Origin of the sequence: Paraeggerthella sp., from assembly GCF_048427265.1 — a bacterium.
In the GTDB taxonomy this organism is placed as follows: Bacteria; Actinomycetota; Coriobacteriia; order Coriobacteriales; family Eggerthellaceae; genus Paraeggerthella; species Paraeggerthella hominis.
The window spans coordinates 1-8,281 of record NZ_DBFOSR010000033.1; the positions used below are offsets into that span (position 1 = coordinate 1).

Below are 8,281 nucleotides of genomic sequence, written 5' to 3' on the forward strand. Positions count from 1 at the left end.
CGGGCGATCGGCTCGTGCTACACTTTTTTCCAAACGTGAACCCCCTGCCCGACGCTTCCACGGGCGGGTCTGCGAAAGGATCGCCATGCCAACCAACGCCGAATACACCCGCGAGTACTTCGACATCCTCGAGCGCCTTGACGGCGACGTAGCCGGCCGACGCGCCGCGTACGACTACATGCAAAGCTCCACCGCCATCGTGCACCACCGCGTTGTGGCCTGCTCGTACGTCCCGCGCCTGTTCAACGCGCAAACGTACCGCACTATGAAGGAAACGGCCGAAACCTCGCACCGCATCCTGTGCAAGGTGATCGCGCGCTACCTGGAAGACCCCCAGTACCGCCGCGTGTTCGACTTCGATCCGCGCCTTGAAGAGCTCATCCTGCTGCCGCGCGGCTACGACTCCCTGCTGCCCTTCGCGCGCGTGGACACCTTCCTGAACGAAGACGACTACCGCATGGAGTTCTGCGAGTTCAACGGCGACGGGTCCTCGGGTATGAACGAGAACCGCGAGATCACGAACTCCATCGCGAGCTCTCCCGCATTCGAAGCGTTCTCCCGCAACCACCGCGTGGAAGGCTGCGAGCTGTTCGAGTCCTGGGTCGACGCGTTTCTGTCCATCTACGAAACCTACGAGCACAAGGTGGACAACCCCCGCTTCGCCATCTGCGACTACCTGGAAAACGGCGTGGTCGACGAGTTCCACATCTACACCGAGCTGTTCAAGCGCCGCGGCGTGGACTGCGTCGTGGCCGATGTGCGCGACCTGAGCTTCGACGGCGAAACGCTGCGCGACGCCGAAGGCAAGCCCGTCAACGCCATCTGGCGCCGCTGCGTCACGAACGACGTCATCGACCATTGGGACGACTCGCAGCAGCTCATCAACGCCGTGCGCGCAGAGAAGGTGGCGCTCATCGGCAGCTTCGCCGGGCACATCGTGCACGACAAGCAGATATTCAAAGCTCTGTTCGACAAGCGCACCATCGAGTTCTTGGACGCCGACGAGATCTCGTTCGTCGAGAGAACCGTGCCCCTGACCGCGTTCTTGGACGACGACCACGTCAACGTCGATCAGATCCGCGCGAACAAGGACGAATGGATCATCAAGCCCACCGACCACTACGGGGCCGACGATGTCTACGCAGGCTGCGCCGTTTCGCCCGAACGCTGGGAAGAGCTGGTCGACCGCTTCGCGAACGGACGCGCGGGCTACCCCTTCATCGTGCAGCGCTACATCCGCCCCTTCAAGACGCTCACGCTGCCGCCGGACACGGGGATAGACGGGCTTTCCGACGACCAGGTGCCCTTCGATCCGCAGATGTACAACAACCTGAACGGCCTGTACCTGTACGACGGCGTGTTCCAGGGCGTGTTCAGCCGCTTGGGGCCCCTGCCCACCATCTCGAAGGACATGCAGGGCATGACCGCCGCCACCATCTGGGTTGACAAGGACTAAGGGAGCCGAAGATGCCGTCGCACGAAACAAGGCGCGGGGCAAAGCACGGCCTTGCGCAGGGGATTGCCGCCATCGCCCTAGCCGTCACGTTCGTGGCGGCGGGGCTCGGCGCGTGCTGCTTGCCGCAAACCACCGGCATGCTGGCCGGCATGTTCAGCGGCGCGGACAACCCGTCGACGCCGTTCTCGCACGACGATCTGGTGCAAGCCGCCGTCGCAACGCGCGACTACACCGTGGGGTCCAACGACCGGGAAGCCGTGTTCGCCATGCTGCGCGACGTCAACCGCAACGCGCAGACGCCCTACGCCGAAGCCGACGAAACAGCCCTTGCCGCCGCGCCCGACGCCTACACGCTCAACCCCGAAGCGCTCTCGCACCTCGACGACGTGCACCGCGTGATAGCGGCTGCGGGCGTCGCTTTTGCCGCCGTTGCCCTCGCCGCTGTCGCGTTCTGCGTTTACCTGGGCATACGCGCTGGCAAACGGGCTGTGGGCGGCGCGCTGGCCTGCGCGGGGATCGTCGTGCTGGCCGTGTTCGCCGCGCTGTCCGCCTGGGTGGTCGTCGACTTCAACGGCTTTTTCGCCGCGTTCCACTCGCTGTTCTTCGCCGACGGAACCTGGACGTTCTCGTACGAGTCGCTGCTCATCACCATGTACCCGCCCGCATTCTGGATGGGAATGGGGGCCGTCTGGCTGACGGTCACGGGCGCGCTGTCCCTGATCGCCGCGTTCACGGGAACGGCGCTGCGGCGCCGGAGCCTTCCCCGTTAAGAAAGCGGACGGCGAGGTTCTCGGCGCTGCGCGACCCGTGCGCGAGCAGCTTCCTGCTGCTGCTCGGTCGAGCATTTTGAGTGAGGATGGGCCAGCCGCGGTTTGCTCCGGCCTTCGGGTTGTCTATACTTGCAAGTATCGCCGAAGCCCGTGCTTCGGCTTGAACATGACGTTATTCAACTGGAGGATTACCACGGCTATGACAGACGAGAAGAAAGTTCGCGTTCGATTCGCCCCGTCGCCCACCGGGCGGCTGCACGTAGGCGGAGCCCGTACGGCCATCTACAACTGGGCGTTCGCCCGCGCGATGGGCGGCGACTTCATCCTGCGCATCGAAGACACCGACCCCGAGCGCTCCACCGAAGAAAACGTGCAGGTCATCCTCAATGCCATGAAGTGGCTCGGCCTTGACTGGGACGAAGGCCCCGAGGTGGGCGGCCAGGCCGGACCGTACTTCCAAACCCAGCGTATGGACACGTACGCCGCAGCGCTCGAACTCATGAAAGAGCGCGGCAGCGTGTACCCCTGCTTCTGCACGAAAGAAGAGCTCGACGCCAAGCGCGCCGCAGCCGAGGCGAACGAAGGCGGCTACGCCGGCTACGACCGCACCTGTCGCTGCATCGACCCCGCTGACGCAGCTGCGCGCATCGCCGCAGGCGAGCCGCATGTGTGGCGTTTGCGCGTGCCCGAGAACCACGGCCCCATCGAGTTCGACGACGCCGTGTACGGCCACGTGAGCTTCCCGGCCGAAGTGATGGACGACATGATCGTCGTGCGCACGGACGGCTCCCCCACCTACAACTTCGCTGTGGTGTGCGACGACGCGAACATGGGCGTCACTCACGTCATCCGCGGCGACGACCACCTGTCCAACACGCCGCGCCAGATCCTCATCTACGAGGCGCTCGGCTTCGACGTGCCCACGTTCGCGCACCTGTCGATGATCCTGGGGCCGGACGGCAAGAAGCTGTCGAAGCGCCACGGCGCGGCCTCGGTCGAGGAGTTCTGCGAGCGCGGCTACCTGCCCGACGCCATGGTGAACTTCCTGGCGCTTCTGGGCTGGTCGCTCGACGGCGAGACGACGCTCGTCGACCGCGCCACCCTGTGCGAGCGCTTCAGCCTGGACCGCGTGACCAAGAAAGACGCCGTGTTCGACGAGACGAAGCTGGACTGGATGAACGGCCAGTACATCAAGGACATGGGCGCGAACGCCTGGGTGCAGGCGTCGCTTCCCTGGCTGCTGGAGCTGGGCGCCACGCCGGAGGACATCTCTGCGCGCGCCGAGTTCTACCTGGGGCTGTATCCCCTGGTGGCGGAACGCCTGACGCGCCTCGACGACGTGGTTTCCAAGCTGGGCTTCATGTTCTGGGGACCCGAAGTGCGCGAACTTGACGAAAAGAGCGTCAACAAGGTGCTCAAGAAGGAGGGCGCTCGCGCCGACGAAGCTCTGGCGGCCTGCCGCGGCGTGCTTGCCGACCAAAGCGTGGCCTGGGAAGCCGAAGCGCTGCAGGAAGCATGCCGCGCCATGGGCGAGCAGCTGGAACTGAAGCCGAAGCTGCTGTTCCAGCCCCTGCGCGTGGCCGTATGCGGCAACATGGTGTCGCCGCCGCTGTTCGAGAGCATCGAACTTCTGCCGCGCGAGGACGTGCTTGCGCGCATCGACCAGGTGGCAAGCGAGGCGTTCGGTGGCTGAGGTCGCCGACAACACGCAGGATGAGCGGACCGTGCACCCGCAGCGCATTCTTGTGCTGCGGGATTTCTGCACGCGATTCCGGGGCTCGGCATGCGACCGCTGCGCACGCGCATGCCCCCACGGCGCCATTGAATTCGACTCCGAGGAACTGCCCGTCATCGATGCGCAAGCCTGCACGAACTGCGGCATCTGCCTGGGAATCTGCGACGCGTTCACCTCTACGCGCGTGACGATGATCGACCTGCACGCCCGCGTGCGGCGCATCGCCCTGCGCGGCGAGGACGTGGTGATCACCTGCAAGGAGAACATCTTCCCCGGATTCCAGCCTGCCGCCAACGTGGTGGTGCTGCCCTGCCTGGCCACGCTTTCCCCGGAGTTCTGGACGCTCGTTTTGGCCGAGAACATCCCCGTGAGCATCGCGGGGGACCTAGCTTACTGCGCAGACTGCGACCGGGCGGGAGAGTTCGGCGAAATGCTGTTCACGCACGCCATTGCCACGGCGGAGCAGTGGACGGGACGCAAGGTGGGCTACCTTGAAACAATCCCTGAAAAGGAGAACCTGGTCAAAGATCTGGCGAATCCCGAAGGGGTCGATCGACGCAGCGCGTTCACGAATCTGGCGGCCGACGTGGCAGACGTCGCCTCGGGCAAGCGCCGTCTGCGCAACTCGGACGTTTTGCAGCAATTTTACGAGCGCAAGGAGCGCGCACGGGCGCGAGCGCGGCTCAACCTCAACGAAAGCCCGCAGTTCAACGACTTCGCCCCCGAAGGACACACGAAGCAGACCATGCATCCCAAACGGCGCATGCTGCTCGAAGCCATCGACCGCGAGCCCGCCATCGCTCCGAACATACCGGTTGTCATATCCTGCACCGACCGTGCGCTGTGCACGAACGCGCTTGACTGCGCGGCCGTCTGCCCGACCGGCGCGCGCTACCCAGACCCCGCAGACGGGACGCTTGCTTTCGATGCACGCTACTGCATAGGCTGCGGCCTGTGCGTAAGCGCCTGCGCGCAAGGAGCCGTGCAATTGATCGAGGAAAGCGCCGAAGTTTTCCTTACCGAAGAAGCTGGGTGCGAACAAGCCTAGCAAAGCCCGCGACACGTCACCGCACGCCGCAACGAAGAGTTTCAGGAGGGTCACATGAACGAACCCGAGCGCCCCGAGGGCGACCAGCAAAACGACCAGCCCGCGCCGCCTTACGGCCAGCAGCCCTACAGCAGCACGAGCCAGCTGCCGCAGCCCCCGACATACGGCGGCCCCCAGCCGCAGCAGCCGCAATCCCCCTACGCCGGCGCGCCCTCGCCGCACTACGCGTCGGCGGGCCAGCCGCCGCAGCCGCAGCCCCCGTACCCCGTGCAGCCTCCCTACCCGGCCTACCCGGCCGCCGCGCAGCCACCGCAAAAGAAGAAGGTATGGCCTTGGGTGCTCTGCGGGTGCCTGCTGGCGTTCGTTTTGGGCGTTGGCGGATGCGTCGGCTGCGTAGCGTGCGGAGCCCTGTACTTCGATCGCAGCTACAACGATTCGTTCGACCCTCGCTACGACGGACCGGGATACGGGTACAACCATTCCTACGAAAATGGCAACCCGGACGACTACGGCACCAGCCGCTACGAAGGGCTTACGCTCGAGGATATCGAGAAAGCGGTGGGCGATCTTCCGAGCACCGTCGAGGACGGTCGCTGCACAGCCGGCGTGTACCAGATAGGCCCGGGAAAGGACATCGAGCCGGGACTCTACTTCCTCGAAGGAAGCTCGGATGCCGAGGGCACCTACTACGTGTTCGATCGCGACGACGACACGGGAACCTATTCGCTTGAGCTGGCGGTCTCGTATTTCGGCAACTACTTCGCACAGCTTGAGGCCGGCGACGCGATCGCCTTCCTGCCCGGCAAAGACGAGCTGCGCATGTACCCGAGCAAGGCGGCGAGCTTCGCCCCCGCGGCTCCCTACGAGAACGGGCTGTATCGCGTGGGAGTCGATATCCCCGCCGGAACGTACACCGTCACGGTGAGCGCCGAGGCGTCCGCGAACGCATCGCAGGACAGCGCGGCGTTCGTCATGAAGGATCTCGACTTCGACAGCGATTCCATTACGCAGACGAAGTACGTGATCGCAGGGGGATCCCAAACCGTTACCGTGACGGACGGCGATTACCTGGAGCTGTACGCCGCCGTTGCAACTCCCGCGGAATAAACCCGACCGCACATTGACGCAACCTCGCAACGCCCCGGCTTCGTCGGGGCGTTCGCATCGAGTACCCGGAAAAGGAGACGCCCATGCTTTCCGAAAACCCTTCCCTTGAAGAAATCGCAGCCGTGTTCGAGAACGATCGCTTCGCCACCCAAGCAGCTGGCTGCCGCGTGGTCGAAGGATGCAGGGGACGAGCCGTGTGCGACATGAAACTGTCGGACGTGCACCGAAACGCAATGGGAAGCGTCATGGGCGGAGCCATCTTCACGTTGGCGGACTTCGCCTTGGCCATAGCCTGCAACATCGGCGAAAAGCCCACCGTTTCCGTAGACCATGCCATCAGCTTCCTCCGCTCGACGAAAGGGTCGAAGCTGACCGCGACTGCCACATGCGACAAGCCAGGCAGTCACCTGGCCTTCTACACCGTTGTCGTCGAGGACGACCTGGGCAAGCAGATCGCGCGCATGACGGTTACGTGCTACCGGTAAGCAAGCGCGACCGGAAGCCACGGGAGCGCTCGGGATTCGGGCGCACCACCAGAACGCTACTTACCCGAAGATAATCGAACCGGCGTTTCGGGCGAGGCCGCTACCCCATGCGGTCGAAGAAGGCGCGCGCGTTTTCGAAGAACACCTTGTCGGCAACGTTCGGCCCGAACTGTCGCTCGAGCAGCGCGTGCAAGTCGGCGACGCGATCGCATGGATCGAGCCAGCTGGGCACGTCGCAGCCGTCGTAGTCGCTACCGAGCGCAAGCACGTCCTCCCCTGCCGTTTCCAAGATGCGATCGACGTGACGCAGCACGTCGTCAGGCGAAGGATCGGCATGCAGGTCCGATAGGAAGTCCCGGCAGAAATTCAAGCCGACGATGCCTTGGCAGTCGGCAATCTCGCGCAACTGCCAATCCTCCAGGTTGCGCGGATGGTCGCATATCGCCCGCGCGTTCGAGTGCGAAGCGGCGAAGGGTCGGGATGCTATCGCGCATACGTCCCTGAAACCCGCCTCGTTCAGATGGGAAACGTCCACCACGATACCGCGCGCTTCCAATTCGCGCACGCACGCGCCCCCGAACGAAGTCAATCCGTCGAGCGTTTCGTTGCCGCTTCCCAACGCATTCCGGCCGTTCCAGGTAAGGGTGACCATGCGCACCCCGGCTTCCGCCAACGCGTCAAGGCGCGCCGACGCCTTTCCGTCATCCTGAAGAAACGACGCACCCTCCACGGTGAGCATCCCGGCGGTCTTGCCCGCCTTGAACGCGTCCTCGATCTCGCGCACGTCGCGCACGCGCGCGATCGCATCGCGATGACGCTCCAAAGACATCTCCCAAAACCTTCCCACACGCTCGAAAAGCGCCCACGCTGCATCGCCTTGCAGCTGGTCGGGGACGAACACTGCAAAGCACTGGCACCAGGAAAGCGACGCGGTGCGCGCAAGCGAAACATGGGCGGCATTGTCCACCAGCGAACTCATGCGCGAACGAGGGATCGCCGCATCATGCTCGGCGAATCCGCCCGGGACCCCAGGATCGCCCGAAAGAACCAGGCGATCGAGCGTATCGCAATGCAAGTCGAACACGCGCAAGCGATCAGGATTCGCATCCTTCGCTCGAGAGAAGATATCGTCTCCCCACAGCTTGGCAGCCTCTTCAGGCGAAGCATCCCCCAACGTCATGAACAGCCCCACGGCCGCGCTCCTCTCTCGCGAATCGCATCAAAGCCTTGCTATTGTACCGCTGCAAAGCCCCTTGCGCGCACGCTTTCAATAGGTGACAATCGAATCAAAACTCTTGCAAAGGCGGCACGGTGAAAAGGTATGTTGCGTTTCTTCGCGGCGTGAACGTCGGCGGTAAAAACACGATTCCTATGAAAGAGCTGAAGAAACGCTTCGAAGAACTTGGCTTCAAGGAAGTCAAAACGTATTTGAACAGCGGTAACGCATTGTTCTCAAGCAGCGACAGCGCAGAAAGATGCACCGATAAGATCGAGTCGATGATGCGCAGCTGCTTTGGCTTCGCTATCCCCGTCCTTTGCATGCCCAAAGAAGCGCTCGAGGATATTCTGCAAAACGCGCCTGCCTGGTGGGGAGGCGCGGATAAAGAAATCTACGATAACCTGATCTTCATCATGCCGCCCGCCGCGTTTTCCGACGTCCTCCACGAAATAGGAGAACCT

General features: G+C 63.7%; 8 protein-coding genes. 7 read left to right on the plus strand and 1 reads right to left on the minus strand.

The genetic code is table 11. The annotated features are described in order from the left end of the window. The first annotated feature begins 85 nt into the window (after window positions 1-85). The 6 genes from ACMNI9_RS03525 (at window position 86) to ACMNI9_RS03550 (ending at window position 6,601) form a co-directional block, all read left to right on the plus strand. On the plus strand, window positions 86-1,456 hold the full coding sequence (locus ACMNI9_RS03525) for a carboxylate--amine ligase (RefSeq protein ID WP_418830893.1): 1,371 nt from the start codon (window positions 86-88) through the stop codon (window positions 1,454-1,456). A gap of 11 nt (window positions 1,457-1,467) precedes the next feature. Next, on the plus strand, window positions 1,468-2,226 hold the full coding sequence (locus ACMNI9_RS03530; protein WP_216528621.1) for a DUF1461 domain-containing protein: 759 nt from the start codon (window positions 1,468-1,470) through the stop codon (window positions 2,224-2,226). A gap of 199 nt (window positions 2,227-2,425) precedes the next feature. Next, entirely contained in the window at window positions 2,426-3,919 is a 1,494-nt protein-coding gene (gene gltX / locus ACMNI9_RS03535; protein WP_418830894.1) for a glutamate--tRNA ligase, read from the plus strand. Next, entirely contained in the window at window positions 3,912-5,009 is a 1,098-nt protein-coding gene (locus tag ACMNI9_RS03540) for a 4Fe-4S dicluster domain-containing protein (RefSeq protein WP_225749307.1), read from the plus strand. The genes gltX and ACMNI9_RS03540 overlap by 8 nt, the downstream gene beginning before the upstream one ends. Before the next feature lie 54 nt (window positions 5,010-5,063). Next, window positions 5,064-6,116 (plus strand): hypothetical protein, encoded by a 1,053-nt coding sequence (locus ACMNI9_RS03545; RefSeq protein WP_225749308.1) that lies wholly within the window; start codon window positions 5,064-5,066, stop codon window positions 6,114-6,116. 83 nt (window positions 6,117-6,199) lie between these two features. Next, window positions 6,200-6,601, plus strand: coding sequence for a PaaI family thioesterase (locus ACMNI9_RS03550; RefSeq protein WP_216528625.1), 402 nt, complete (start codon window positions 6,200-6,202; stop codon window positions 6,599-6,601). Window positions 6,602-6,701: 100 nt separating this feature from the next. Here ACMNI9_RS03550 and ACMNI9_RS03555 read toward each other — a convergent pair whose 3' ends face one another. Then, the gene (locus ACMNI9_RS03555; protein ID WP_225749309.1) at window positions 6,702-7,793 is read right to left on the minus strand and encodes a dipeptidase; all 1,092 of its coding nucleotides are present in this window, start codon (window positions 7,791-7,793) and stop codon (window positions 6,702-6,704) included. A 119-nt stretch (window positions 7,794-7,912) separates the two neighbouring features. On the opposite strand from ACMNI9_RS03555, the gene ACMNI9_RS03560 reads away from it, so the two are divergent. Beyond that, a partial coding sequence (locus ACMNI9_RS03560; protein ID WP_418830896.1) for a DUF1697 domain-containing protein occupies window positions 7,913-8,281 on the plus strand: 369 nt, incomplete at its 3' end.